Source organism: Microbacterium sp. STN6, assembly GCF_026410545.1.
In the GTDB taxonomy this organism is placed as follows: domain Bacteria; phylum Actinomycetota; class Actinomycetes; order Actinomycetales; family Microbacteriaceae; genus Root112D2.
On record NZ_JAPMIT010000002.1, the window covers coordinates 350,788 to 376,215 of the forward strand.

At 65.5% G+C, this 25,428-nt stretch carries 20 protein-coding genes and 1 tRNA gene; 19 read left to right on the forward strand and 2 right to left on the reverse strand.

What is annotated here, in order from left to right:
* Positions 1 to 95 precede the first annotated feature (95 nt).
* From OSC27_RS07055 to serA, 9 genes are all read left to right on the forward strand, one after another.
* Positions 96 to 1,253 (forward strand): SLC13 family permease, encoded by a 1,158-nt coding sequence (locus tag OSC27_RS07055; RefSeq protein WP_267180738.1) that lies wholly within the window; start codon positions 96 to 98, stop codon positions 1,251 to 1,253.
* 85 nt (positions 1,254 to 1,338) lie between these two features.
* Positions 1,339 to 2,994 carry an alpha,alpha-trehalose-phosphate synthase (UDP-forming) gene (otsA, locus tag OSC27_RS07060; protein ID WP_416348829.1) on the forward strand — a complete coding sequence of 552 codons (1,656 nt, stop codon included), beginning with the start codon at positions 1,339 to 1,341 and terminating at the stop codon, positions 2,992 to 2,994.
* A gap of 14 nt (positions 2,995 to 3,008) precedes the next feature.
* On the forward strand, positions 3,009 to 3,815 hold the full coding sequence (gene otsB / locus OSC27_RS07065; protein ID WP_267180739.1) for a trehalose-phosphatase: 807 nt from the start codon (positions 3,009 to 3,011) through the stop codon (positions 3,813 to 3,815).
* A 74-nt stretch (positions 3,816 to 3,889) separates the two neighbouring features.
* Positions 3,890 to 5,584 carry a dihydroxy-acid dehydratase gene (gene ilvD, locus OSC27_RS07070; RefSeq protein WP_267180740.1) on the forward strand — a complete coding sequence of 565 codons (1,695 nt, stop codon included), beginning with the start codon at positions 3,890 to 3,892 and terminating at the stop codon, positions 5,582 to 5,584.
* Positions 5,585 to 5,634: 50 nt separating this feature from the next.
* A complete protein-coding gene (locus OSC27_RS07075) occupies positions 5,635 to 7,434 on the forward strand; it encodes an acetolactate synthase large subunit (protein WP_267180741.1) in 1,800 nt (599 codons plus the stop codon).
* Positions 7,435 to 7,437: 3 nt separating this feature from the next.
* Positions 7,438 to 7,944: an acetolactate synthase small subunit gene (gene ilvN, locus OSC27_RS07080; RefSeq protein WP_267180742.1), complete on the forward strand. Its 507-nt coding sequence runs from the start codon at positions 7,438 to 7,440 to the stop codon at positions 7,942 to 7,944.
* Between the two features lie 81 nt (positions 7,945 to 8,025).
* Positions 8,026 to 9,054, forward strand: coding sequence for a ketol-acid reductoisomerase (gene ilvC, locus OSC27_RS07085; protein ID WP_267180743.1), 1,029 nt, complete (start codon positions 8,026 to 8,028; stop codon positions 9,052 to 9,054).
* A gap of 219 nt (positions 9,055 to 9,273) precedes the next feature.
* Positions 9,274 to 9,942 (forward strand): TetR/AcrR family transcriptional regulator, encoded by a 669-nt coding sequence (locus OSC27_RS07090; RefSeq protein WP_267180744.1) that lies wholly within the window; start codon positions 9,274 to 9,276, stop codon positions 9,940 to 9,942.
* A gap of 192 nt (positions 9,943 to 10,134) precedes the next feature.
* Positions 10,135 to 11,724, forward strand: coding sequence for a phosphoglycerate dehydrogenase (gene serA / locus OSC27_RS07095; protein ID WP_267180745.1), 1,590 nt, complete (start codon positions 10,135 to 10,137; stop codon positions 11,722 to 11,724).
* A gap of 63 nt (positions 11,725 to 11,787) precedes the next feature.
* On the opposite strand, the gene OSC27_RS07100 is transcribed toward serA, so the two are convergent.
* A complete protein-coding gene (locus OSC27_RS07100; RefSeq protein WP_267180746.1) occupies positions 11,788 to 12,042 on the reverse strand; it encodes a DUF6458 family protein in 255 nt (84 codons plus the stop codon).
* A gap of 136 nt (positions 12,043 to 12,178) precedes the next feature.
* Here OSC27_RS07100 and OSC27_RS07105 point away from each other — a divergent pair, with 136 nt between their 5' ends.
* Genes OSC27_RS07105 through OSC27_RS07125 form a run of 5 tightly spaced genes read left to right on the forward strand, consistent with a single transcriptional unit; the run spans position 12,179 to position 17,654 of the window.
* Entirely contained in the window at positions 12,179 to 13,249 is a 1,071-nt protein-coding gene (locus OSC27_RS07105) for a 3-isopropylmalate dehydrogenase (RefSeq protein ID WP_267180747.1), read from the forward strand.
* Positions 13,250 to 13,268: 19 nt separating this feature from the next.
* The gene (locus OSC27_RS07110) at positions 13,269 to 14,372 is read left to right on the forward strand and encodes a branched-chain amino acid aminotransferase (RefSeq protein ID WP_267180748.1); all 1,104 of its coding nucleotides are present in this window, start codon (positions 13,269 to 13,271) and stop codon (positions 14,370 to 14,372) included.
* Positions 14,373 to 14,393: 21 nt separating this feature from the next.
* Positions 14,394 to 15,167: a fumarylacetoacetate hydrolase family protein gene (locus tag OSC27_RS07115; protein WP_267180749.1), complete on the forward strand. Its 774-nt coding sequence runs from the start codon at positions 14,394 to 14,396 to the stop codon at positions 15,165 to 15,167.
* 49 nt (positions 15,168 to 15,216) lie between these two features.
* Positions 15,217 to 16,734: a glutamate--tRNA ligase gene (gene gltX / locus OSC27_RS07120; RefSeq protein ID WP_267180750.1), complete on the forward strand. Its 1,518-nt coding sequence runs from the start codon at positions 15,217 to 15,219 to the stop codon at positions 16,732 to 16,734.
* The gene (locus tag OSC27_RS07125; protein WP_267180751.1) at positions 16,734 to 17,654 is read left to right on the forward strand and encodes an NAD(P)/FAD-dependent oxidoreductase; all 921 of its coding nucleotides are present in this window, start codon (positions 16,734 to 16,736) and stop codon (positions 17,652 to 17,654) included. The genes gltX and OSC27_RS07125 overlap by 1 nt, the downstream gene beginning before the upstream one ends.
* 23 nt (positions 17,655 to 17,677) lie before the next feature.
* On the opposite strand, the gene OSC27_RS07130 is transcribed toward OSC27_RS07125, so the two are convergent.
* On the reverse strand, positions 17,678 to 18,169 hold the full coding sequence (locus OSC27_RS07130) for a ferritin-like domain-containing protein (RefSeq protein ID WP_267180752.1): 492 nt from the start codon (positions 18,167 to 18,169) through the stop codon (positions 17,678 to 17,680).
* A 183-nt stretch (positions 18,170 to 18,352) separates the two neighbouring features.
* On the opposite strand from OSC27_RS07130, the gene OSC27_RS07135 reads away from it, so the two are divergent.
* From OSC27_RS07135 to OSC27_RS07155, 5 genes are all read left to right on the forward strand, one after another.
* Positions 18,353 to 18,427, forward strand: a tRNA-Gln gene (locus OSC27_RS07135).
* A gap of 563 nt (positions 18,428 to 18,990) precedes the next feature.
* Positions 18,991 to 20,559, forward strand: coding sequence for a type I restriction-modification system subunit M (locus tag OSC27_RS07140; protein WP_267180753.1), 1,569 nt, complete (start codon positions 18,991 to 18,993; stop codon positions 20,557 to 20,559).
* A complete protein-coding gene (locus OSC27_RS07145) occupies positions 20,556 to 21,077 on the forward strand; it encodes a hypothetical protein (protein ID WP_267180754.1) in 522 nt (173 codons plus the stop codon). Before OSC27_RS07140 ends, OSC27_RS07145 begins: the two co-directional genes overlap by 4 nt.
* Positions 21,074 to 22,255: a restriction endonuclease subunit S gene (locus OSC27_RS07150; protein WP_267180755.1), complete on the forward strand. Its 1,182-nt coding sequence runs from the start codon at positions 21,074 to 21,076 to the stop codon at positions 22,253 to 22,255. The genes OSC27_RS07145 and OSC27_RS07150 overlap by 4 nt, the downstream gene beginning before the upstream one ends.
* Positions 22,252 to 25,359: a type I restriction endonuclease subunit R gene (locus OSC27_RS07155; RefSeq protein WP_267180756.1), complete on the forward strand. Its 3,108-nt coding sequence runs from the start codon at positions 22,252 to 22,254 to the stop codon at positions 25,357 to 25,359. The genes OSC27_RS07150 and OSC27_RS07155 overlap by 4 nt, the downstream gene beginning before the upstream one ends.
* The last annotated feature ends 69 nt before the right edge of the window (positions 25,360 to 25,428 follow it).

Here is a 25,428-nt window from a genome sequence, read left to right on the forward strand (position 1 = left end):
ACTGGGCGTCGACGCCGTCTCGGCAGTACAGTGAGCGAGCCGCGCGCGCTCTCGCCGTGAGACAACTCCGAGAGACAGCCCCTGAGAGAAGGTCAATGCGAACCGTAGTGGTCGGATGCGCGTTGCTGGCCGCCGGCGCCGTCGCGCTCGCGATCGGGGTCGTGCCCCCGGCATCCGCCCTTCTGCTGTGGCAGCGGGTCTGGCCCGTGCTGCTCTTCGTGGCGGCCATCACGGTCGTGACCGAACTCGCGGCGGCGGCGGGACTCTTCGATGCGCTCGCCGCCCGGGCCGCCGTGCTGGGGCGCGGCCGAGCGTGGCTGCTGTGGCTGCTCGTGGTCGCGCTCGCGGTTCTGAGCACGGTGTTCCTCTCGCTCGACACGACGGCGGTGCTGCTGACGCCCGTGGTGGTGCTGCTCGCCCGGCACGCGCGGCTCGACCCGCTGCCGTTCGCGCTGACGACCGTGTGGCTGGCGAACACGGCGTCGCTGCTTCTGCCCGTCTCGAACCTCACGAACCTGCTGGCCCTGCGCGCCATGGGCATGCCGCACGCGGTGGCGTTCGCGGCGCTCACGTGGGCGAGCGCGCTCGCGTGCATTCTGGTGCCCGTCGCCCTGATCGCGTTCGTCTGCCGGCGATCCCTCGGCGCGCACTACGAGCCAGGGCCGCCCGAGCCGGCCGCCGATCGTTCCCTCTTCGTCGTGGCCGCCATCGTGGTGGGGGCGCTGCTGCCGGCGCTCGTGTCGGGGCTGCCCGTCTGGATTCCGGCGGTCGCGGCTGCGGCCATCCTTGCCGTCGCCTTCGCGCTTCGCCGGCCCCAGGCGGTGCGATTCCGTCTCGTGCCCTGGCCCCTTCTGCTTCTGGCATGCGGCCTGTTTCTCGTGACGGATGCGGCGCATGCGCTCGGTCTGGGCCAGGCGCTCGCCGCCGTGGTGGGCACGGGAGACGCACCGCTCGACCTGCTGCGTGTGTCTGCGGCAGGCGCACTCGGGGCCAATCTCGTCGACAACCTGCCGGCGTATCTCGCTCTCGAGCCCACCGCCGGCTCACCCCTGCGGCTGGTCGCCCTGCTCATCGGCGTGAATGCGGGCGCGCTGATCACGCCGTGGGCGTCGCTCGCCACCCTGCTGTGGCACCAGCGGCTGGTGGCACTCGGGGTGGGCATCTCGTGGCGCCGCTACATGCTGCTCGGCGCAATTGCCGCGCCGCTCACGGTCGTCGCCGGCACGGCCGCCCTGCTGCTCACCGCATCCTGAGAGCCCCGGCCGAGAGCGCCCTCGACTGGTAGCCTGACGACGTGCGGCGGGCCGCAAGGCCCCCGGGATCGGATGCGACATTTCAGTGAACAACGGCACCAGTACCCCCAGCCAGAAGCACAGCGCCAGCCAGAAGAACAGCGCCGCGAGCGGCAAGCGCGAGACCTTCGACCTCGTGATCGTCTCGAATCGTCTGCCCGTCGACCGGGTGACCGACGAGCAGGGCAACGCCGACTGGCGCACCTCGCCCGGCGGCCTGGTCGCCGCACTCGAGCCGATGATGCGCGCCGAAGACGGCGTGTGGATCGGCTGGCCCGGCATCGCCGACGAGGAGCTTGAGCCGTTCGAGATCGGCGGCATCGACCTGATCCCCGTGATGCTCACCGAGAAGGATTTGCAGGAGTACTACGAGGGCTTCGCAAACGACACCCTGTGGCCGCTGTACCACGACGTGATCGCGCCGCCCAGCTACCACCGGGAGTGGTGGGATACGTATGTCGCCGTCAACAAGCGGTTCGCGCAGGCGGCGGCTGCGGCATCCGCTCATGGTGCCGTCGTGTGGGTGCACGACTACCAGCTGCAGCTCGTGCCGCAGATGTTGCGCGAGGCGCGACCCGACCTCATCATCGGGTTCTTCAATCACATTCCGTTCCCGCCATATGGCATCTACTCGCAGCTGCCGTGGCGCCGGCAGATCGTGGAGGGGCTGCTCGGGGCCGACGTGATCGGGTTCCAGCGGCTGGCCGACGCAGGCAACTTCGCGCGGGCCGCCCGCCGGCTCAAGGGCTATGACACGCGCGGCTCGATCATCGAGGTGCCGATCGATCGCGACGACCCGGATGCCGGCTCGCACCGCCACGTGACGACGAACCGGCACGGGCAGCTGGTGCGCACGGTTCTCGCCCGGCAGTTCCCGATCTCCATCGACACGCAGATGTTCCAGGAGATGGCGAGCCGGCCCGAGATCCAGGAGCGCGCGAGGCAGATTCGGCACGACCTCGGCGACCCGCAGACCATCATGCTCGGCGTCGACCGGCTCGACTATACGAAGGGTATCGGGCACCGGCTCAAGGCGTATGGCGAGCTGCTGGCCGAGGGGCGCGTCTCGCCAGACGACGTCGTGCTCGTGCAGGTCGCCAGCCCGAGCCGCGAGCGCGTGGAGACCTACCGGCTGCTGCGTGACGAGATCGAGCTCACGGTCGGCCGCATCAATGGCGACTACAGCACGATCAGCCACACCGCCATCAACTACCTGCACCACGGTTACCCGCGCGAAGAGATGGTGGCGCTCTACCTGGCCGCCGACATCATGCTCGTGACCGCACTGCGCGACGGCATGAATCTGGTCGCCAAGGAATACGTCGCCACGCGCATCGACAACGGCGGCGTGCTCGTGCTCAGCGAATTCGCCGGAGCCTCAGACGAGCTCCGGCAGGCGCTGCTCATCAACCCGCACGACATCGAGGGCCTGAAAGACACCATCGTGCGCGCCATGGAGATGCCGAAGGCAGAGCGCGGCCGGCGCATGCGGGCACTGCGCAAGCGGGTGCTGACGAATGACGTCGGCAAGTGGTCGCGGGCGTTCCTCGACGCGCTGGTGAAGACCGCGCACGGGGCCCACGCGCCGCAGCGCCAGCCGGGGCACGAGACCCGGGAGCGCGAATCCGGGCACGAGGGCGACGAGGGCGGCCACGCGGCCGGCGGGCACCAAGCCGGGCGAACGGCGGGGGAGGGCGAGTGAGCGGGGAGGCCGGCATGAGCGACGAGGCCGGCGGCGAACACAACGACGAAGCGGATGCCGCGCTGCACGCCGCGCTCGAGAAACTCGCGGCCACCGAGACTCTGCTCGTCGCGCTCGACTTCGATGGAACGCTGGCGCCGTTCGTCGACGACCCGCAGCACGCGCGGGCAACCCCGGAAGCCAGGGCGGCCATCGTCGAGCTCGCCGCCCTGCCGCGCACGATCATCGCCTACATCTCCGGCAGGCCCATCGCGAGCCTCGCCCGCCTCGCCGAGGCGGGCCCCGCCGACCTGCTGATCGGCTCGCACGGCGTCGAGACGCGCCTCGACGGCGAGCACGCCGAGCTGGCTCTGGAGCAGAGCGAACGCGAGCGGCTCTCAGACCTCGACGGCGTACTCGAGGCCGTGGTCGCGGCGAACGAGGGCGCGCACATCGAACGCAAGCCCGCGGGCATCGCGTTCCACACGCGAGGCATGCAGGCGGATGCGGCGGCGGCGGCCGAGGCCGCCGCCCGCCGGGCCGCGCAGGATGCCGGCGGCGGGTTCACCGTGCGCGGTGGCAAGAGCGTCGTCGAGTTCGCGGTGCGCGGCCAGACCAAGGGCGACGGCGTGAGACGCCTTCGGGCGCACACCGAGGCATCCGCTGTTCTCTTCGCGGGCGACGACGTGACCGACGAGGACGGCTTTCGCGCGCTGGGCGGCGACGACGTCGGCATCAAGGTAGGCGAGGGCGAGACGCTCGCCGCCTACCGTGTGGCCGACACGGATGCGCTCGCCGCCGCTCTCGCGCAGCTCGCGGCCCTCCGCCGCGCCGCGCTCTGAGCGCCACCTCGTCTCGTCTCACGCGGGAATGACACGTGCGCGGAGCCGTTTCGCTTTGGTTCTAGACTCGTTCCATGCCCGAGATCGACATCAAACCGCGCAGCCGTACCGTCACCGATGGAATCGAAGCAACCACGAGCCGTGGAATGCTTCGCGCCGTCGGCATGGGTGATGAAGACTGGGACAAGCCCCAGATCGGCATTGCGAGCTCGTGGAACGAGATCACGCCGTGCAACCTCTCGCTCGACCGGCTGGCGCAGGCGGCGAAGGAGGGCGTGCACTCGGGTGGCGGCTATCCGCTGCAGTTCGGCACCATCTCGGTCTCAGACGGCATCTCCATGGGCCACGAGGGCATGCACTTCTCCCTCGTCTCGCGCGAGGTCATCTGCGACTCGGTCGAGACCGTCATGATGGCCGAGCGCCTGGACGGCTCGGTGCTGCTCGCCGGCTGCGACAAGTCGATCCCCGGCATGCTCATGGCCGCCGCGCGCCTCAACCTCTCGTCGGTGTTCCTCTACGCGGGCTCAATCGCGCCCGGCTGGGTGAAGCTCTCGGACGGCACCGAGAAGGAGGTCACGATCATCGACTCGTTCGAGGGCGTGGGCGCCTGCCGCGCCGGCACCATGAGCCCGGAGGACCTCAAGCGCATCGAGTGCGCGATCGCCCCGGGCGAGGGCGCCTGCGGCGGCATGTACACCGCAAACACCATGGCCTCGGTCGCCGAGGCGCTCGGCCTGTCGATGCCAGGATCCGCGGCCCCGCCCGCCGCCGACCGCCGCCGCGACTACTACGCGCACCGCAGTGGTGAGGCTGTCGTCAACATGCTGCGGCTCGGCATCACGGCCCGCGACATCCTGACCAAAGACGCGTTCGAGAACGCCATCACGGTCGCGATGGCCCTCGGCGGCTCCACCAACGTGGTGCTGCACCTGCTCGCCATCGCGCGCGAGGCCGAGGTCGACCTCACGCTCGACGACTTCAACCGCATCGGCGACCGCGTGCCGCACATCGGCGACTTCAAGCCGTTCGGCAAGTACGTGATGAACGACGTCGACCGGCACGGCGGCATCCCGGTACTCATGAAGGCGCTGCTGGATGCCGGGCTGCTTCACGGCGACGCGCTCACCGTGACCGGCAAGACCGTGGCGGAGAACCTCGCCGAGCTGAACCCCGCGCCGCTCGACGGCGAGGTTCTGCACACGCTCGACAACCCGATCCACCCCACGGGTGGCCTCACGATCCTCAAGGGCAGCTTCGCCCCCGACGGTGCGGTCGTGAAGACCGCCGGCTTCGACCTCGAGGTCTTCGAGGGCCCCGCCCGCGTCTTCGAGCGCGAGCGCGGCGCCATGGATGCCCTGACCGAGGGCTCCATCAAGGCGGGCGACGTCATCGTGATCCGCTACGAAGGGCCGAAGGGTGGGCCGGGCATGCGCGAGATGCTGGCGATCACCGCCGCCATCAAGGGCGCTGGGCTCGGCAAGGATGTACTACTATTGACAGACGGTCGATTCTCAGGCGGCACAACCGGCCTGTGCATCGGCCACATAGCACCCGAAGCAGTGGACGCTGGTCCGATTGCATTCGTGCGCGATGGTGATCTGATACGGGTCGATATCGCTGCTCGTTCCCTCGACCTACTGGTCGACGAGTCCGAGCTGGCAGCCCGCCGTGAAGGCTGGGCACCGCTTCCTCCGCGCTATACCCGTGGCGTTCTTGCGAAGTACTCGAAGCTCGTGCATTCCGCTGCGGAAGGCGCGATCACCGGGTAGCTCTCGCCCCACCATTCACGTACGACCCCTTAAGGGATGTGATCTCTTCGATGCCTGCGGAAACTCCGCCTCTGCCCGCCGCCCATCCATCAAAGTCGAGCGAACCTGAGATCCTCACCGGTTCCGGTGCGATCCTGCGCTCTCTCGAGCACCTCGGTGTCACCGACGTCTTCGGACTTCCCGGCGGCGCCATCATGCCCTTCTACGACGAACTCATGTCGTCGACCGCCATCCGCCACATCCTCGTTCGGCACGAACAGGGTGCCGGGCACGCGGCTGAGGGCTACGCCTCGTCGACCGGCAGGGTCGGTGTGGCCATTGCCACCTCCGGCCCCGGCGCCACGAACCTCGTGACGGCCATCGCCGACGCGCACCTCGACTCGGTGCCGCTGCTCGCCATCACGGGCCAGGTGTTCTCGAGCGTCATGGGAACGGATGCGTTCCAGGAGGTCGACATCGTCGGCATCAGCATGCCGATCACCAAGCACTCGTTCCTCATCACCGACCCGGCCGACGTGCCCGCCACGATCGCGGCGGCGTACCACCTCGCCTCCACTGGTCGTCCCGGCCCGGTGCTGGTGGACATTACGAAGGATGCGCAGCAGAACAGTGCGCCGTTCATCTGGCCGCCCAAGATCGACCTGCCGGGGTACCGCCCCGTCATGAAGGCGCACGGCAAGCAGATCAACGCGGCCGCGCAGCTGCTCGTCGAGGCGAAGCGGCCGGTGCTGTACGTGGGCGGAGGCGTGATTCGCTCCGGTGCCTCGGCCGAACTGCTCACGCTCGCCGAGACGACGGGTGCGCCCGTCGTGACGACGCTCATGGCACGCGGCGCCTTCCCCGATTCGCATCCGCAGCACCTCGGCATGCCCGGCATGCACGGCTCGGTTCCGGCCGTGCTCGCGCTGCAGGAGAGCGACCTGCTCATCGCGCTCGGCGCGCGGTTCGACGATCGTGTCACCGGCAAGGTGAGCGAGTTCGCGCCGAACGCCAAGGTGGTTCACGTCGACATCGATCCCGCAGAGATCTCCAAGATCCGCGTGGCCGATGTGCCGATCGTCGGCGATGCCAAGGACGTCATCGTCGACCTGACCTCCGCCTACGTCGATACGGCGGCGGGCACCAAGCCGGATATCGCGGCGTGGTGGGCCAGGCTCGAGTCTCTGCGGCAGCAGTATCCGCTCGGCTTCAGCGAGCCCGAGGACGGGCTGCTCGCACCGCAGTACGTGATCAAGCGCATCGGCGAAATCACCGGGCCCGAGGGCATCTTCGCGGCGGGCGTCGGCCAGCACCAGATGTGGGCCGCGCAGTTCATCACCTACGACCGGCCGAACACCTTCCTGAACTCGGGCGGCGCCGGAACCATGGGCTACGGCGTTCCCGCGGCGATGGGCGCGAAGGTCGCCAACCCCGACCGGCCCGTATGGGCGATCGACGGTGACGGATGCTTCCAGATGACCAATCAGGAACTGGCGACCTGCACCATCAACGACATTCCGATCAAGGTCGCGATCATCAACAACTCGTCGCTCGGCATGGTGCGGCAGTGGCAGACGCTGTTCTACAACGGCAGGCACTCCAACACCGATCTGAACACGGGGCACGGCACCCGCATGATCCCCGACTTCGTGAAGATGGCCGACGCCTACGGTGCGCTCGGCATCCGTGTGACGAAGAAGGAAGAGGTCGACGACGCCATCCGGCTCGCCCTCGAGACGAACGACCGCCCGGTTGTCATCGACTTCGTCGTGAGCCGTGACGCCATGGTGTGGCCGATGGTGCCGCAGGGCGTCGGCAACTCGTCCGTTCAGTACGCCAGGGAACACGCGCCCGCCTGGGAGGAGGAGTAGACCATGAGCCACGTTCTTTCGCTCCTCGTCGAAGACAAGCCCGGTCTGCTGACCCGGGTCGCCGGCCTGTTCGCCCGCCGGGGCTTCAACATCGAGTCGCTCGCCGTGGGCTCGAGTGAGGTCGTCGGCCTCTCCCGCATCACCGTGGTCGTCGACGTCGAGGACCAGCCGCTCGAGCAGGTCACCAAGCAGCTCAACAAGCTCGTCAACGTGATCAAGGTCGTCGAGCTCGACGCCGCGCAGTCGGTGCAGCGCGAGCATCTTCTCATCAAGGTGCGCGTGGATGCTGCGACCCGGTCGCAGGTGCTCGAGGCCGTCAACCTGTTCCGCGCGCGCGTCGTCGACGTCGCCACCGATGCGGTCGTCATCGAGGTGACGGGCGACAGCGGCAAGACGCACGCGCTGCTGAAGGTGCTCGAGCCGTACGGCATCCGCGAAATGGCGCAGTCTGGCCTGCTCGCGATCGGGCGCGGCCCGAAGTCGATCACCGAGCGCGTCTTCAAGAATTGACTCCCGCCGGTCGAGTTTGCCGCGAAGCGGCGTATCGAGACCTGGCAACCGTAACCACACATAACAAGGAGAAAAACAATCGTGGCTGAGATCTACTACGACAAGGACGCTGACCTGTCGATCATCCAGGACAAGAAGGTCGCCGTCATCGGTTACGGCTCGCAGGGCCACGCACACGCGCAGAACCTGCGCGACTCGGGCGTCGAGGTCGTCATCGGCCTGAAGGAGGGCTCGAAGTCGCGCTCGAAGGCCGAGGAGGCGGGCTTCCGCGTTCTCAGCTCCGCCGAGGCGACTGCGTGGGCCGACGTCATCGTCATCCTCGCACCCGACCAGGTGCAGCGCGGGCTCTACGCCGACGACATCCGCGACAACCTCTCCGAGGGCAACGCGCTCGTCTTCGGGCACGGCTTCAACATTCGCTTCGGCTACATCGAGGCGCCCGAGGGCGTCGACGTGATCATGGTCGCCCCGAAGGGCCCCGGCCACACCGTGCGCCGCGAGTACGAGGCGGGCCGCGGCGTTCCCGTGATCGTCGCCGTCGAGGAGGACGCCACCGGCAACGCCTGGCCCCTCGTGCTCAGCTACGCGAAGGCGATCGGCGGCCTGCGCGCCGGCGGCATCAAGACCACCTTCACCGAGGAGACCGAGACCGACCTCTTCGGCGAGCAGGCGGTGCTGTGCGGCGGAGTCTCGCAGCTCATCCAGTACGGCTTCGAGACGCTGACCGAGGCGGGCTATCAGCCGCAGGTCGCGTACTTCGAGGTTCTGCACGAGATGAAGCTCATCGTCGACCTCATGTGGGAGGGCGGCATCGCCAAGCAGCGCTGGAGCATCTCCGACACTGCAGAGTACGGCGACTACGTCTCCGGCCCGCGCGTCATCGACCCGCACGTGAAGGAGAACATGCAGGCCGTGCTGAAGGACATTCAGGACGGCACCTTCGCCGCTCGCTTCATCGCCGACCAGGATGCCGGGGCGCCCGAGTTCCTCGCGCTGCGCGCCAAGGGCGAGCAGCACCCCATCGAGGCCACCGGCCGCGAGCTGCGCAAGCTGTTCGCGTGGAGCGCGTCGAACGACGACGACTACGTGGACGGCAGCGCCGCGCGCTGACCTCGGCGCGTCGCCACCGCCACCACACCGGATCGGGGCGAATCGCGGGTGTTCCGAAACGGAACCCGCGATTCGCCCCGATCCGTTTGTGTGTGGCGCGCATCCGCCGCCGTCGGGCACCTGAGGAAGCGTCATATTCCGTCATACGCGCGTAACACACGGGCGGCTCCGGCTCACCTTCGCTAGCCTCGGTACCCTTCGACCCGAGCGGAGCGAGACATGGTACGAGGGCGACCACGGCGGCAGGCGACCGACGACGCGATACTGGCGGCGGTCATCGAGCTCGCCGGCGAGGCCGGCTACGGCGGCGTCACCTTCGACGCCGTTGCGGTGCGAGCCGGCGTGAGCAGGCCCACCATCTACCGTCGATGGCCGTCGAAGTCGCACATGATCGCCGCCGCCCTGCACGCGGTCGCGCCCCGCGAGCCGGTGGCCGACACCGGCAACGGGCTCGACGACCTCATCATGATGGTCTCCCGGCTGCAGATGAGCCTCGTCGATACCGGTCTCATCGGCGCCTTCATTCAGCTCATGGCCGGCACCGCACCCGCCGCGACCCGGGATCAGGCGCGCGCACAGGCACACGCGCACGCTGGCGACGAGCCCATCAGAAACCAGTACTTCAGCCCGCGCTTCAGCACTTTCGACGAACTGTGCGCCCGTGCCGTCGCGCGCGGCGAGCTGCCCGCCGGCACCGACCCGACCGTCATGCGCGACCTGGTCCTCGGCCCGCTTGCCTACCGCTGGCTCGTCGAGGGTGCGCTTGATGCGGCAACCGTCGAGATCCTCGTCGAGAGCGCGTGGCGCGCCCTGACCACGGCGCCACCGACCCCACGAGCGGATGCCGGCGCAGCGCCACGCCCGCCCGAGCTCGCCGCCGAGCACTGACGGGGCGCTGCGCAGCATCCGCTCGTTCGGTAGTCGGCCGCACCGGCGAGACGAAACGTCCGGCGTCATCTGGTCGGGCCCGCTCACACGAGCAAGTAAACTGCGTCACAGACGCGTCCCCAATGCTGTGGCGCACGTACCCCATCCGAAACGCGACGCCCGTGTCGCACCCCACCGCGAAGGAACCGTTACGTGTCGAAACCGGTCGTGCTGATCGCTGAGCAACTCTCGCCCGCCACCGTCGAGGCTCTGGGCCCCGATTTCGAGATCAGAGAGGTCGACGGCACGGATCGGCCCGCGCTGCTCTCCGCGATCGCCGACGCCGAGGCCATTCTGGTGCGCTCCGCGACGCAGGTCGACGCCGAGGCCATCGCCGCGGCGAGCAACCTGCGCGTCATCGCCCGCGCCGGCGTCGGGCTCGACAACGTCGACATCAAGGCGGCGACGGCGGCCGGCGTCATGGTCGTGAACGCCCCCACCTCGAACATCATCTCGGCGGCCGAGCTGACGGTCGGCCACATCCTGAGCCTGGCCCGGCACATTCCGGCCGGCCACGCGTCGCTCTCGGCGGGGGAGTGGAAGCGATCGAAGTACACCGGCACCGAGCTGTACGAGAAGACGCTCGGGATCATCGGCCTCGGCCGCATCGGCGCGCTCATCACGGCGCGCATGCAGGCTTTCGGCATGAACGTGATCGCCTACGACCCCTACGTCACGAGCGCCAGGGCGCAGCAGCTTGGCGTGCAGCTTGTGAGCCTCGACGAGCTGCTTCGCACCTCGGACTTCATCACGATCCACATGCCGAAGACGCCCGAGACCATCGGCATGATCAGCGACGACCAGTTCGCGCTCATGAAGAAGACCGGGTTCATCGTGAACGTCGCGCGTGGCGGCCTCATCGATGAGGATGCGCTGCACCGGGCGCTCACCGCGGGCACCATTGCGGGCGCCGGTCTCGACGTGTTCGTCTCGGAGCCGCCGAAGGAATCCGCCCTCACGGCGCTGCCGAACGTGGTCGTCACGCCGCACCTCGGTGCGTCGACCGCCGAGGCGCAGGAGAAGGCGGGCGTCTCGGTTGCGAAGTCGGTGCGGCTGGCGCTCTCGGGCGAACTCGTGCCCGACGCCGTGAACGTGGCGGGCGGCGTCATCGACCCGTACGTGCGGCCCGGCATCCCGCTCGTCGAGAAGCTCGGCCAGGTCTTCTCCGGCCTCACCTCGAGCCCGCTCACGAGCGTCGACATCGAGGTGCGCGGCGAACTCGTCGACTACGACGTGAGCGTGCTCAAGCTCGCGGCGCTGAAGGGCATCTTCACGAACATCGTGAGCGAGTCGGTCTCGTATGTGAACGCGCCGCTGCTCGCCGAGCAGCGCGGCATCGAGGTGCGCCTCATCACCGACTCGGTCAGCGAGGAGTACCGCAACCTCATCACTCTGCGGGGCGCCCTGAGCGACGGCACGCAGCTGAGCGTATCGGGCACGCTGACCGGCACGAAGCAGATCGAGAAGATCGTCGGCATCAACGGCTACGACGTCGAGGTGCCGATCGCCGAGCACCTGATCGTCATGGTCTACGACGACCGCCCCGGCATCGTCGCGGTGTTCGGCCGCGAGTTCGGCGAGGCCGACATCAACATCGCCGGCATGCAGATCGCGCGCACGAACGCGGGCGGCAAGGCGCTGAGCGTGCTCACGGTCGACTCGCCGGTTCCCGACGAGGTGATCGAGAAGATGCGCAGCACCATCGACGCCGACCTGCTTCGCGAGATCGACATCACTGAGTAGCGTGCAGCGCCGTACGCCGCGCGCCCGTTCAGCGCGTGGCGTACGGGCGCCTGGCGTACGCGTCTACACGATCGGCGGGTCGTCGCGACGGTCGGTCTCGGCGATGCGCTCGCGCCCGGCCGAGTCGACGTTGCGGTTCGTCACGATGGTCTGGCGCTTGCGCACCATCAACGCGATCCCGATGATGACGACGATCAAGCCTGCCGCCATCAAAATCCACCCCACGAGGTGAAGGTCGATCCACGTGGTCGTCACGTTCAGCGCGAACGTGAGGATCGCACCGACGACGATCAGGAACACTCCGAAACCGATACTCATGGCTCCCTGCTTTCGTTTGGGGTCATCTGCGCACAGGCTACCCGCGTGACGCCGATGCCGCCGAGAACCGGCGAGAGGCGAGCGCATGACGAGTAATCTTGGCTTGTCACCCGTTCGACTCGTCGCAAGGAGCACCATGTCGCGCACTGTCCGGCTCGCCGTCATTCCGGGTGATGGAATCGGCCCCGAAGTCGTCGCCGAGGCGGTGAAGGTCCTCGAGGCCGCGACGGCGGCAGAAGACGTCCATTTCGAGCGCACCGAGTTCCGCCTGGGTGCGTCGCGCTTCCTGGAGACGGGCGATGTTCTGACGGATGCCGACCTCGAATCCATCGCGAGCCACGACGCGATCCTGCTCGGGGCGGTCGGCGGAAAGCCCGGCGACGAGCGCCTGAAAGACGCCAACATCGAGCGCGGGCTGCTGCTGAAGCTGCGCTTCAGCCTCGACCACTACGTGAACCTGCGGCCCACGCGCCTGCTCCCGGGCGTACCCAGCCCGCTTGCAGACCCCGGTGCGGTCGACTTCGTGGTGGTTCGTGAGGGCACCGAGGGGCCGTATGTGGGCAACGGAGGTGCCATCCGCGTCGGTACGCCGCACGAGGTGGCCAACGAGGTCTCGGTCAACACCGCGTTCGGCGTGGAGCGCGTCGTGCGGTTCGCGTTCGAGCAGGCCGAGCAGCGGCGGGGGAAGCTCACGCTCGTGCACAAGACCAACGTGCTCACGCACGCGGGCGGGCTGTGGAAGCGCACGGTCGACCGGGTCGCTGCCGAGCATCCGTCTGTCGCCGTCGACTACCTGCACGTCGACGCGGCGACGATTTTTCTCGTCACCGATCCTGCTAGATTTGACGTCATCGTCACGGATAACCTCTTCGGCGACATTCTCACCGATCTGGCGGCCGCGATCAGCGGCGGCATCGGCTTGGCGGCCTCGGGCAATATCAACCCGGACGGCACCTTCCCCAGCATGTTCGAGCCGGTTCACGGCTCCGCCCCGGACATCGCAGGCATGCAGAAGGCCGATCCCACGGCTGCGATACTCTCGGTCGCCCTTCTGTTGGCCCACCTCGGGCTGACGGATGCGGCGCACCGCGTCAACGCAGCGGTGACCGCCGACCTGGCAGGCCGCACCGGCACCCGCACGACAGGCGAGGTCGGCGACGCGATCGTCGACCGGCTGTCGGCTGTGCCGGCCCAGACAACTCATTGAGAAGCGACAGGAAGATCCCATGACCATGACCGCTACGGAGCCCGCCCTCGAATTCACCGTGAACCGCAACCTTGCCTCGCGGGGTGCGGCAGAGCGGGAAGAGATTCTCGCCAACCCCGGCTTCGGCAAGTTCTTCACCGATCACATGGTCGACCTGTGCTGGTCGGCGCAGGGCGGCTGGCACCGCCCTCGCGTCGAGCCGTACGGGCCGATCGCGCTCGAGCCGAGCGCCGCCGTGCTGCACTATGCGCAGGAGGTGTTCGAGGGACTGAAGGCGTATCGGCACGAGGATGGCTCCATCTGGACCTTCCGCCCCGAGATGAATGCGCGGCGCATGCAGCGCTCGGCGCGCCGCCTCGCGCTGCCCGAGCTGCCGGTCGAGTACTTCATCGAGTCGCTCAAGCAGCTCATCGCGGTCGACGGCGACTGGGTGCCCTCGGCGCCGGAGACGAGCCTGTACCTGCGGCCGTTCATGTTCGCCAAAGAGGCGTTCCTCGGCGTGCGGCCTGCCGAGAAGATCGCGTTCTACGTGATCGCGAGCCCGGCGGGTGCCTACTTCTCCGGCGGTGTGAAGCCGGTCTCCATCTGGCTCTCCACCGAGTACTCGCGTGCGGGCAAGGGCGGCATGGGTGCGGCGAAGACGGGCGGCAACTACGCCGCGAGCCTGCTTCCTCAGGCCGAGGCGGCCGAGCACGGCTGCGCTCAGGTGCTGTTCCTCGACTCGGTCGAGGGCAGATACCTCGAGGAGCTCGGCGGCATGAACATCGTGCTCGTCTACAAGGACGGCACGCTCGTCACCCCCGAGTCCGAGACGATTCTTGAGGGAATCACCCGTGACTCCATTCTTCAGCTCGCGCGCGACCGGGGGCACGCTGTCGAGGAGCGACGGGTGTCGATCGACGAGTGGCGTGAGGGGGCGGCATCCGGCGATATCACCGAGGTGTTCGCCTGCGGCACCGCGGCGGTCGTCACGCCCATCGCCGAGCTGAAGGCGGCCGACTTCACGATCGCGTCGCCGGTGAACACGGGCGAGCTGAGCATGTCGCTGCGCGAGGAGCTGACCGACATTCAGTACGGGCGCCGCGAAGACCGGCACGGGTGGCTGAGAAGGCTCGACTCCTGACGAGTCGCTAGGCTTTCACGCATGAAGATCGCGCGTTTCAGCCGGGCCGGCGCACTCTCGTTCGGCATTCTCGACGAAGAAGAGAACGAGTTCATCGTGCTCTCGGGCGACCCCATGTACGCGGGGCTCGATACGACGGGCGAGAGGGTGCCGGTAGCGGATGCCGCGCTGCACGCACCCGTCATTCCGCGCTCGAAGGTGGTGGCTGTCGGCAAGAACTACCGCGACCACGCCGCCGAGATGGGCGGCGAAGCGCCGGGGGAGCCGCTGCTGTTCCTGAAGCCGAACACGTCGGTGATCGGCCCGGGCGACGCGATTGTGCTGCCGCCGCAGTCGCAGCAGGTCGAGCATGAGGGCGAGCTCGCGGTGGTCATCGGCTCGATCGCGAAGAACGTGCGGGCCGAAGACGCCGACCAGGTGATCTTCGGGTACACGATCGCGAACGACGTGACGGCGCGCGACCTGCAGAAGAGCGACGGTCAGTGGGCGAGGGCGAAGGGGTTCGACACGTTCTGCCCGCTCGGCCCGCTCGTTGAGACCGAGCTCGACCTCGCGACGACCACCATCGAGACCCGCGTGGGCGGCGAGGTGCGCCAGCACGGCCGGCTCGCCGACCTCGTTCACGACATCCCCTCGATCATCGAGTACGCGTCGAGCGTGTGGACCCTGCTGCCGGGCGACGTCATTCTCACCGGCACGCCGGCGGGCGTGGGGCCGATCGTCGACGGCGACACCGTCGAGGTGGAGGTCTCCGGCATCGGCATCCTGAGCAACCCGGTGCGCCGGCGCGCGTAGCTCACGAGCGCGCCCGGTGCGATCAGCGTGCTCAGTAGGATAAGAGCATATGTCTGAGTCGAGCGCCCACCCCTTCACCACCGCCACCGGCAGCGACGTTCGCGTTCGCTTCTGCCCGTCGCCCACCGGCACGCCGCACGTCGGGCTCGTGCGCACGGCCCTGTTCAACTGGGCGTACGCGCGGCACACCGGCGGCAAGCTGATCTTCCGCATCGAAGACACCGACGCGGCGCGCGACAGTGAAGAGAGCTACGCGCAGATCATCGAGGCGCTCGCCTGGCTCAACATCGACTGGGACGAGGGCGTCAACGTGGGCGGCCCGCACGGCCCCTACCGCCAGTCCGAGCGCCACGACGTGTACCAGGCCGTCATCGAGCGCTTGAAGGAATCGGGCCATATCTACGAGAGCTTCGCCACCGCCGAGGAGATCGAGGCGCGCAACGTGGCGCAGGGCCGCGACGCGAAGATGGGCTACGACAACTTCGAGCGCGAACTCACCGAGGCCGAGAGGCAGCGGATGCGCGACGAGGGCCGCCTGCCCGCGTTGCGCCTGCGGGTTCCCGACACCGAGCTCGGCTTCCACGACCTCGTGCGCGGCGACATCACGTTCCCGGCCGGCTCGTTCAGCGACTTCGTGGTGGTGCGCCCCAACGGCAAGCCGCTCTACACGTTCGTGAACCCGGTGGATGACGCGCTCATGGGCGTCACGCACGTGCTGCGCGGCGAGGATCTGCTGCCGTCCACCCCGCGCCAGATCGCGCTGTACCACGCGCTCATCGACATCGGCCTCACCTCGTTCGTGCCGCAGTTCGGGCACCTGCCCACCGTGCTCGGCGAGGGCACCAAGAAGCTCTCGAAGCGCGACCCCGAGTCAAACCTCTTCCACCATCGCGACCGCGGCTTCATTCCCGAGGGGCTCGTCAACTACCTCGCCCTGCTCGGCTGGGGCTTCTCGGCCGATCGCGACGTGTTCAGCCTCGACGAGATGGTGGCCGCCTTCGACGTCGAAGACGTCAACCCCAACCCGGCCCGCTTCGACCTGAAGAAGGCCGAGTCCATCAACGGCGACCATATCCGCATGCTCTCAGACGAGGACTTCGCGAACCGCAGCGTCGCCTACCTGGTAGCCGCAGGCATCCTCACCGAGCCCCTCACGGTCGGCCAGCGCGACACTCTCGACCAGGCCGCGCCGCTCGTGAAGGAGCGCGTGCAGCTGCTGGGCGAGACCCCGGGCATGCTCGGTTTTCTGTTCACGGATGCCGCGGGGCTGGTCATCGAGGAAGACGCGCGCGCGACGCTGAAGGAGAACGCGGTCGAGGTGCTCTCGGCGTCGCTCGCCGCGCTCGACGGGCTCGGCGACGACGAGTGGCGCCACGAGACGCTCGAGGAGCGGCTGCGCACGGCGCTCGTCGACGGCCTCGGCATCAAGCCGCGCCTCGCGTTCGGGCCGCTGCGCGTCGCCGTCTCGGGCCGGCGCGTCTCGCCGCCGCTGTTCGAGTCGATGCAGATCCTCGGCCGCACCGAGACGCTCACCCGAATCGAGCGGCTGCAGGCAAGCCTCGGCTGATGGCGGCCTCACGCGAGCGGTACGACGTGGTCGTGGTCGGCGGCGGTCCGGCCGGCCTCTCGGCCGCCGTGAACCTCGCACGCGCCCGGCGCCACACGCTCGTGATCGACAGCAACCGCCCGCGCAACGCGGCCACGCTGCACGCGCACGGCTTCCTCACGCGCGACGGAATCTCGCCGCTCGAGCTGCGCGCGCTCGGCCGGCACGAGGTGGAGTCGTACCCGTGCGGAGCGACCCACTTCGGCCTCGTTACGGCGGTGGTGCGTGACGGAGACGGCTTTGCTGTCGACGCATCCGGTGTTCGCGGGGAACCGGACCTGCACGTGTTCGCCCGCGTCGTGCTCATCACGAGCGGGCTGAAGGAGACGCTGCCGGCGCTGCCCAGCCTGCGCGGCTTCTACGGCACGAGCGTGCACAGCTGCATGGAATGCGACGGCTACGAGAAGCGCGACATGCCGCTCGCGCTCATCGGCGAGAGCGGCGACCTGGCCGAGCGCGCGCTGCTGCTGGCGCAATGGTCGGCCGACATCATCGTGTTCACGAACGGGGTCGGCACGGTGACGGCGGATGCTGAGGCGCGGCTCGCGGCGCGGGGAATCCGCGTCGAGCGGCGACCGATCGACGACCTCGTGGGCGAGCGGGCGGGCATGACCGGGGTGCGGTTGGCCGACGGTGAGGTTGTGGCACGGGCGGGGGGCTTCATCCGCCCGTTCTATTCGCCGGCACTCGACTATGCGGCGTCTCTGGAACTTGAAACGGATGCCGCGGGCCTCGTCGTCGTCGATGACACCGGCGCCACGAGCGCCCCCGGCGTCTACGCCGCCGGGGACCCCACGGCGGCCGGGCCGCAGCAACTCGTGGTCGCTGCCGGGGCCGGAGCGGTCGCCGCCGCCAGGATCAACCGCGACCTGCTCGACTGACGACTGCGGTTGCTGGCGTCGGTCTAGACGATTGCCTTCGCGGCGCACTTCTTGGCGGCCGCGTTCAACTCGTCTGCGGTGTGCTGCTCCTGCTGCAGGTTCTCCTGGAGCAGTTCCTGCACTTCGGCGGCGCCCATGGCCTCGGCCATGGTGATGAGGCTCTCGTACACCGACATCTCGTAGTGCTCGGTGCCGAGCGCGGCCGAGAGGGCGACACTGTCGACGAGCTTCGGGTCGGTCTTGCCGATCATCGAGGAGCCCTCTTTGGCGAGACCCTTGGTGGTAGGGGAGGGCTCGGCGTTCTTCTCGATGTCGAGCAGCTCGAAGATGCGCTCGAGGTTGGCGATCTGCTGGCGGGTCTCGTCCTGGTGGTGGGCGAAGAGCTTCTTGATCTCGTCGGCCTGGGCGGCGCCCTCGAGTTCCTTGAGCATGTCGAGCGAGTCGTTCTCCATGGTCATGGTGGTGGCGAGCTGGTAGCCGAAGAGCTCTTGCGGGGTGTTGAAGTGCTCGAACACGGGGTGCGTCCTTTCGCGAGAATGGTTGGTGTGCCTTATCCGGTTCGGTTTACTCCGGCGTCTCGCGCGAAGCACCCCCTTGCGCCTTCGGATTCGCATAAAAAGCGCGCGTCTCGTATTCTTAGGGACGGCGCTTTTCGAGCGCTGATCACCCGCAGTACGGCCCCAGGCCTTGCGGAGTGGTGGGGTATGGTGTAATTGGCAACACGGCGGTTTCTGGTACCGTTGTTCTTGGTTCGAGTCCAGGTACCCCAGCCAGTTGATTCTTACTCAAACCATGGTCAAGTGAACTCGAACCTTTGCGTGGTGATTTCGACTCCTTGCTCCGTGAGCGGGGAGTTCTTGTCCTTTCTGTAGCTCGCTCGCCCCTGCGGAGGAGACGTCTAGGCGTAGAGGTCCTGCAGAACGCCAGCGAGCCGCCTGTTGCTGATGGGAGCATCGTCCCCTTTGCAACGACACCCCGACCTCGGGCGCTTTGATCACTCGGCCGGGTGGTCGCAGTCCTATTCATGATCGGCAGTTCTCCGGGACCCATCTGGTTCGTTTTTCAGGTCGCCTCGCTCGCTGTCGTTGCTTCAACGAGACACGAAATCGCGGCATAAATAAATTGAATTTTGGATTCGGTTTGAGGCATCTCCCGGCCCACGAATCACCCGAAGCGGGGACTCGGCTGTGTCGGTGCTGAACGCTAGCCTGAGAGCACACTTTGTAGATAACTAACATGCACACCTCGGTGTGGAGGAGAACATACCCGATATGACCTGCCTGATGACGAGCGAATCAACGATGGCACAAGTGCGCTCGAGACTGGTGGGCTGGTAATGGCGCGGACAACGAAGGAAGCCCAGCGCACCGAGCTACACAAGACGATCTGGCGCATCGCCAACGACCTTCGCGGCAGCGTCGACGGGTGGGACTTCAAGAGTTACGTGCTAGGCATCCTCTTCTACCGGTTCATCTCGGAGAACCTGACCGCCTACCTGAACGAGCGCGAGCATCAGGCTGGCGACGCGGGGTTCGACTACACGACGCTCAGCGACGTGGATGCCGAATTCGGCCGTAAGGACACCGTCGAGGAGAAGGGCTTCTTCATCCTGCCCTCGGACCTTTTTGTCAATGTGCGCCGTCATGCTCCGCGTGACGAGAACCTCAACGAGAGACTGGAGCGGGTCTTTAAGAACATCGAGGGCTCAGCGGTCGGCACCGAAAGCGAGGACGACATCAAGGGGCTGTTCGACGACCTCGACGTGAACTCGGCCAAGCTCGGCAACACCGTTGCGAAGCGCAATGAGAAGCTCGTCAAGCTGCTGGACGCCATCGGCGATCTCAACCTCGGCAATTTCGCCACCCACGAGATCGATGCATTCGGGGACGCCTACGAGTACCTGATGCAGATGTATGCGTCGGCGGCTGGCAAGTCCGGTGGCGAGTATTACACGCCACAGGAGGTCTCTGAACTCCTTGCCCGGCTGACGGTGGTCGGCAAGAAGACGGTGAACAAGGTCTACGACCCGGCCGTTGGCTCGGGCTCGCTGCTGCTGAAGTTCCAGAAGGTGCTCGGCCCGACCGGGGTGCGGCAGGGGTACTTCGGCCAGGAGATCAATCTGACCACGTACAACCTGGCCCGCATCAATATGTTCCTGCACGATGTGCCCTACGAGCAGTTCAACCTCGCGCACGGCGATACGCTCACCGACCCGCAGCACTGGGACGACGAGCCATTCGAGGCGATTGTCTCTAACCCGCCCTACTCGATCAAGTGGGACGGTGACGCTAACCCGCTTCTCATCAACGATGAGCGCTTCGCTCCGGCTGGTGTGCTGGCACCGAAGTCGAAGGCAGACCTGGCCTTCACGATGCACATCCTGTCCTGGCTTGCCGTCAACGGTACGGCCGCGATCGTCGAGTTCCCTGGCGTGCTCTACCGTGGGGGAGCGGAAGCGAAGATCCGTAAATACCTGATCGACAACAACTACGTCGATACCGTCATCCAACTGCCGCCGGACCTGTTCTTTGGCACCACCATCGCGACCTGCATCATCGTGCTGAAGAAGTCGAAGAAGACCAACGATGTGCTCTTCATCAATGCCTCGGACGAGTTCAAGCGCATTGGCAACAAGAACAAACTCACGTCCGACTTCCAACAGAAGATCCTCGGAGCGTTCGAGGATCGCAAGGATGTCGAACATTTCGCCACCCTGGTGTCGAACATCGACATCGCGGAGAACAGCTACAACGTCGCAGTGTCCTCGTATGTTGAGCAGGAAGACACTCGCGAAGTTGTCGACATCACTGCACTGAACGCCGAGATCGCCCGCATTGTCGCTCGGCAGGCCGAACTGCGCATCTCGATCGACGAGATCGTCGCGGACCTGGCGGGAACGTCTTGAGCGTCGATCGGTTCGGGATCCCCGACAATTTCTTCGGGGCGCACGACGAGGACCTCTTTGGTGCGCTCGGACGAATCGCAAGTCTTTCGGCCCTTGTCGAGTATCAGGCTCTCACGATCTACCAGACAATGATGAACTTGCGGCAGAATGCAGCGACACAACGCAGCGCCGGCCAACTCATTGGGCAAGCGCGCGAAGCTCTCGCCTCCGTCGGAAGCGAAGCCACGAAGGCGCCTCTCGTTCAATACTTCACTGACGTCGATGCAGTCCTACGTCAACGCAACGATTACATTCACAGCCTCTGGCCAGCTCAGCCAGGAGGGCAGCTCTTCGGCTGGCGTCCCTCGCGGAACAAGATTGCTCTCGCACACGAACCGAATCAGACGCTCACGTCCAGCCTCGCGGAGCTTAGGGCCTTCATAATCACGCTGGTGGAACTCATTCAGAGGCGCGACGCGGTTTATGGCGCGGCTCGCGCAGAACAACAGTTGAAGATCAATGCCGAGGTTACGTCGTGAGCCGTATCGACGAGCTGGTCGCTGAGTTGGCCCCACGCGGGGTCGAGTTCAAGACGCTCGGGGATGTTGGCGAGTTTATTCGCGGTAACGGTCTGCAGAAATCTGATCTAACTGACCAGGGAGCGCCTGCCATTCATTATGGTCAGATCCACACTCATTACAGCATCTGGACTGATACGACGAAGTCGTTTACCGACCCGGCCTTGGCGGCTAAGCTCCGTCGTGCCAAGCCTGGTGACCTAATCATCGCTACCACTAGCGAGGATGACGTGGCCGTCGCCAAAGCAACAGCGTGGATTGGTGTCAAGGAAGTTGCGGTCAGCGGTGATGCCTACATCTATCGCCACTCTCTCGACCCTCGGTACGTTGCCTATTTCTTCCAATCAGACCAGTTTCAAGGTCAGAAGGCTCGTCACGTCTCAGGGACCAAGGTTCGTAGAATCTCAGGGTCGTCCCTCGCAAAGGTCCGGATCCCCGTGCCGCCTCTCGAGGTGCAGCGTGAGATCGTGAGAATATTGGATCAGTTCACTTCGCTGGAGGCGGAGCTGGAGGCGGAGCTGGAGGCGGAGCTGGAGGTTCGGCGAACTCAGTACACGCATTACCGGAACTTGTTAGTTAGCAAGCAGCGCTTTGCTTCGAAGGAGTGGGTACCGCTCTCTACAGTGGCCACTATTCGCACAGGTTCCAAGCCAGAGAATATTGTGAGTCTTGGCGAGATTCCATATATCAATGCGGGTACAGAGCCTTCCGGATTCACAACCGCATCCAACGCTGCTGGTGGTGTGGTTACGATTCCCTCCCGGGGGCAAGGCGGCGCTGGCCACGTCGGATACCAAGATGCAGATTTCTGGTGCGGGCCGCTGTGCTATCAGATCGCGAGCAATTCGTCAGCTTTGTTCAATAGGTTCTTGTACTTCTTTCTCAAGAATATTCAGGATGAAATAGTCGGGCTGCGAAAGGTCGGCAGTATTCCTGCTGTCAATAAGTCTGATCTTGGCGAAGTATTGGTTCCCGTTGTTCACGTCGATGAGCAGCTGCGAATCGTCGGCATCCTGGACCAACTTGATGCGCTCGTGAACGACCTCAGCATTGGTCTCCCTGCCGAGCTTGCCGCCCGCCGCCAGCAATACGAGTACTATCGCGACAAACTCCTCACGTTCGAGGACGCTGCGGCATGAGTGAAGCTAAGGCAGTTCGCTATGATCCGATCGCGATCAGCTCGGAGAGCACGGTCGTTTCGGAGTTCATCCCTGACGCAGCGGGGTCAACCGCATATCAGTCCGAGGCTGCACTCGAGCAGGAATTCATTCGGCTGCTTCAGAGTCAGGCGTACGAGTACCTGACTATCCATTCCGAGGCGGACCTCCTCGGGAACCTCCGCGTCCAGATCGAAACGCTGAACGGTCTCACCTTCTCGGACGCTGAGTGGGAGCGTCTGCTGGCGGAGTACATCGCTGGGACGAACGATGGCGCGGTTGAGAAGACTGTGCGTATCCAGGAGAACCACATTCACGCGTTCAAGCGCGATGACGGCTCAACGAAGAATATTGCGCTGCTGGATAAGAAGAACATCCACAACAACCGTTTGCAGGTGATCAACCAGTATGAGATCGCCAAGGGTGATGGCAGTGCGGCCCGCTCCAACCGCTACGACGTGACGGTGCTCGTCAATGGGCTGCCTCTGGTTCACGTCGAGTTGAAGCGTCGCGGAGTCGATATCCGCGAGGCGTTCAATCAGATCGACCGTTACCAGCGTGACAGCTTCTGGGCGGGTTCTGGCCTGTTCGACTACGTGCAGCTTTTCGTGATCAGTAACGGCACCCTGACGAAGTACTACAGCAACACCACCCGTCGCCAGCACATCGAAGACTTCGCTGGCCGCAAGCGGGTGAAGAAGACCAGCAATTCGTTCGAGTTCACCTCCTGGTGGGCGGATGCGACGAACAAGCCGATCACCGACCTAACTGGGTTCACCAAGACGTTCTTCGCCAAGCACGCGTTGTTGGCGATCCTCACCCGGTATTGCGTCCTCACCGACGACAAGCTACTGCTGGTGATGCGGCCGTACCAGATTGTCGCGACCGAGCGGATACTGCAGAAGATCGATATCTCGGTCAACTACAAGCAGCTCGGCACCGTCGCCGCAGGTGGGTACGTCTGGCACACAACCGGCTCCGGCAAGACCCTGACTTCATTCAAGACCGCGCAACTGGCGTCTCGCCTGCCGAGCGTGAGCAAGGTGCTGTTCGTCGTGGACCGCAAGGATCTCGATTACCAGACGATGCGAGAATACGACAAGTTCGAGAAGGGCGCAGCCAACTCGAACACCTCCACCGCGGTATTGAAGCGTCAGCTGGAGACCTCCGAGTCGAAGATCATCATCACGACGATCCAGAAGTTGTCGACCTTTATTACCGCGAACAAGGGGCACGCAATCTACGACGGCCACGTCGTGCTGATCTTTGACGAGTGCCATCGCTCCCAATTTGGCGACATGCACTCCGCGATCACGAAGGCGTTCAAGCGGTACAACCTGTTCGGGTTCACCGGCACACCGATCTTTGCCGAGAACGCTGGCACCGGCGGAAACCCGCAGCTGAAAACCACGGAGCAGGCTTTCGGCGATAAGCTGCACACCTACACGATCGTCGATGCCATCAACGACAAGAACGTGCTGCCGTTCCGTCTCGACTACGTCAACACGATCAAGCTGCCCGGAGGACTATCCGATAAGCAAGTGTCGGCGATTGACACCGAGAAGGCACTACTCGATCCGGAGCGGATTCGCCAGGTCGTGTTCTACGTGTTGGAGCACTTCGAGCAGAAGACTCGCCGCACCAACTACTACGCCCACACCCGCGTTGCCAACGTTGCGGCTGTCGCGGGCGGGCGCAACCGTGTCAGCGAGGTGAAGTCCAGTGCGCGGGTCAACGGATTCAACTCGATCTTCGCCACTGCTTCGATCGACGCGGCGAAGCGGTATTACAACGCGTTCGCCCTCGCTCAGCAGGACCTACCGGAAGCGCAGCGACTGAAGGTTGCTCTCATTTACTCGTTCGCAGCGAACGAGGCTGAGGGTGGTGACTACCTCGACGAGGAAGCTTTCGATACTGCAACGTTGGATGCGTCGTCGCGGGACTTCCTCGAGGATGCAATACAGGACTACAACGACCTGTTCGGTACCAGCTACGACACCTCGTCAGACAAGTTCCAGAACTACTACAAAGACCTCTCCCTGCGGCTGAAGAACCGCGAGGTCGACCTCGTCATCGTGGTGAACATGTTCCTCACCGGCTTCGACGCCACCACACTGAACACGCTGTGGGTGGACAAGAACTTGCGCTCCCACGGTCTGATCCAGGCGTACTCGCGTACGAACCGCATCCTGAACTCAGTAAAGTCCTACGGTAACATCGTCAGCTTTCGTGACCTGGAGCAACAGACGAACGACGCCATCGCGCTGTTCGGCAACAAGAACGCGCGCGGCATTGTGCTCCTGAAACCGTACGGCGACTACTACAGCGACTACACCGAGAAGGTCACCCTGCTGCTGGCGCAGTTCCCGCTCGGGCAGTCGATCATTGGTGAAGCCGCGCAGAAGGAGTTCATCCAGCTGCTCGGTGCGATCCTGAGGTTGCAGAACATCCTGACCTCGTTCGATGATTTCGAGGGCAATGAGATCCTCAGCGACCGGCAGATGCAGGACTACCGCAGCGTCTACCTCGACCTCTACGCCGAGTTCCGTAAGGACAAGACGGCCGAGAAGGAACGCATCAACGAGGACATCGTCTTTGAGATCGAACTCATCAAACAAGTCGAGATCAACGTCGATTACATCCTGATGCTCGTCGACAAGTACCGCAAAGAACGCGGCGACGGCGAAGACAAGGAAATCCGCGCCGAGATCACCCGCGCTGTCGAATCCAGCCCGTCACTTCGCAACAAGAAGGATCTCATCGAAGCTTTCGTCGACCGCGTATCTGTCTCCGGTGAGATCGACGACGAATGGCATCGCTTTATCGCAGCACGACGCGAGGCCGAACTCGAGGAGATCATCGCGGGCGAGAAACTGCGCCCAGACGAGACTCGCGCGTTCATCGACGAGGCCTTCCGAGACGGCTCCATCCGTACTGGTGGCACGGCGATCACCGAGGTCTTGCCGCCCGCCTCACGATTCTCTGCCGGCGGCAACCACGGTGAAAAGAAGCAACGCGTCATCGAAAAGCTCGGTACATTCTTCGAGCGATTCTTCGGACTTACTTCAGGACGGGATGACTCGTGAGCGAGCGCGCCAAGATTAAGACCGCGAGCAAGCAGTTGGTCGCCATCGGCCTCGAAGGCCACGCACGGT

Excerpts from the sequence above, each read along its gene's own strand:
- OSC27_RS07055 (WP_267180738.1), top strand. The coding sequence starts at position 96 with ATGCGAACCGTAGTGGTCGGATGCGCGTTGCTGGCCGCCGGCGCCGTC.
- otsB (WP_267180739.1), top strand. The coding sequence starts at position 3,009 with ATGAGCGACGAGGCCGGCGGCGAACACAACGACGAAGCGGATGCCGCG.
- ilvD (WP_267180740.1), top strand. The coding sequence starts at position 3,890 with ATGCCCGAGATCGACATCAAACCGCGCAGCCGTACCGTCACCGATGGA.
- OSC27_RS07075 (WP_267180741.1), top strand. The coding sequence starts at position 5,635 with ATGCCTGCGGAAACTCCGCCTCTGCCCGCCGCCCATCCATCAAAGTCG.
- ilvN (WP_267180742.1), top strand. The coding sequence starts at position 7,438 with ATGAGCCACGTTCTTTCGCTCCTCGTCGAAGACAAGCCCGGTCTGCTG.
- OSC27_RS07090 (WP_267180744.1), top strand. The coding sequence starts at position 9,274 with ATGGTACGAGGGCGACCACGGCGGCAGGCGACCGACGACGCGATACTG.
- OSC27_RS07100 (WP_267180746.1), bottom strand. The coding sequence starts at position 12,042 with ATGAGTATCGGTTTCGGAGTGTTCCTGATCGTCGTCGGTGCGATCCTC.
- OSC27_RS07105 (WP_267180747.1), top strand. The coding sequence starts at position 12,179 with ATGTCGCGCACTGTCCGGCTCGCCGTCATTCCGGGTGATGGAATCGGC.
- OSC27_RS07110 (WP_267180748.1), top strand. The coding sequence starts at position 13,269 with ATGACCATGACCGCTACGGAGCCCGCCCTCGAATTCACCGTGAACCGC.
- OSC27_RS07115 (WP_267180749.1), top strand. The coding sequence starts at position 14,394 with ATGAAGATCGCGCGTTTCAGCCGGGCCGGCGCACTCTCGTTCGGCATT.
- gltX (WP_267180750.1), top strand. The coding sequence starts at position 15,217 with ATGTCTGAGTCGAGCGCCCACCCCTTCACCACCGCCACCGGCAGCGAC.
- OSC27_RS07125 (WP_267180751.1), top strand. The coding sequence starts at position 16,734 with ATGGCGGCCTCACGCGAGCGGTACGACGTGGTCGTGGTCGGCGGCGGT.
- OSC27_RS07140 (WP_267180753.1), top strand. The coding sequence starts at position 18,991 with ATGGCGCGGACAACGAAGGAAGCCCAGCGCACCGAGCTACACAAGACG.
- OSC27_RS07155 (WP_267180756.1), top strand. The coding sequence starts at position 22,252 with ATGAGTGAAGCTAAGGCAGTTCGCTATGATCCGATCGCGATCAGCTCG.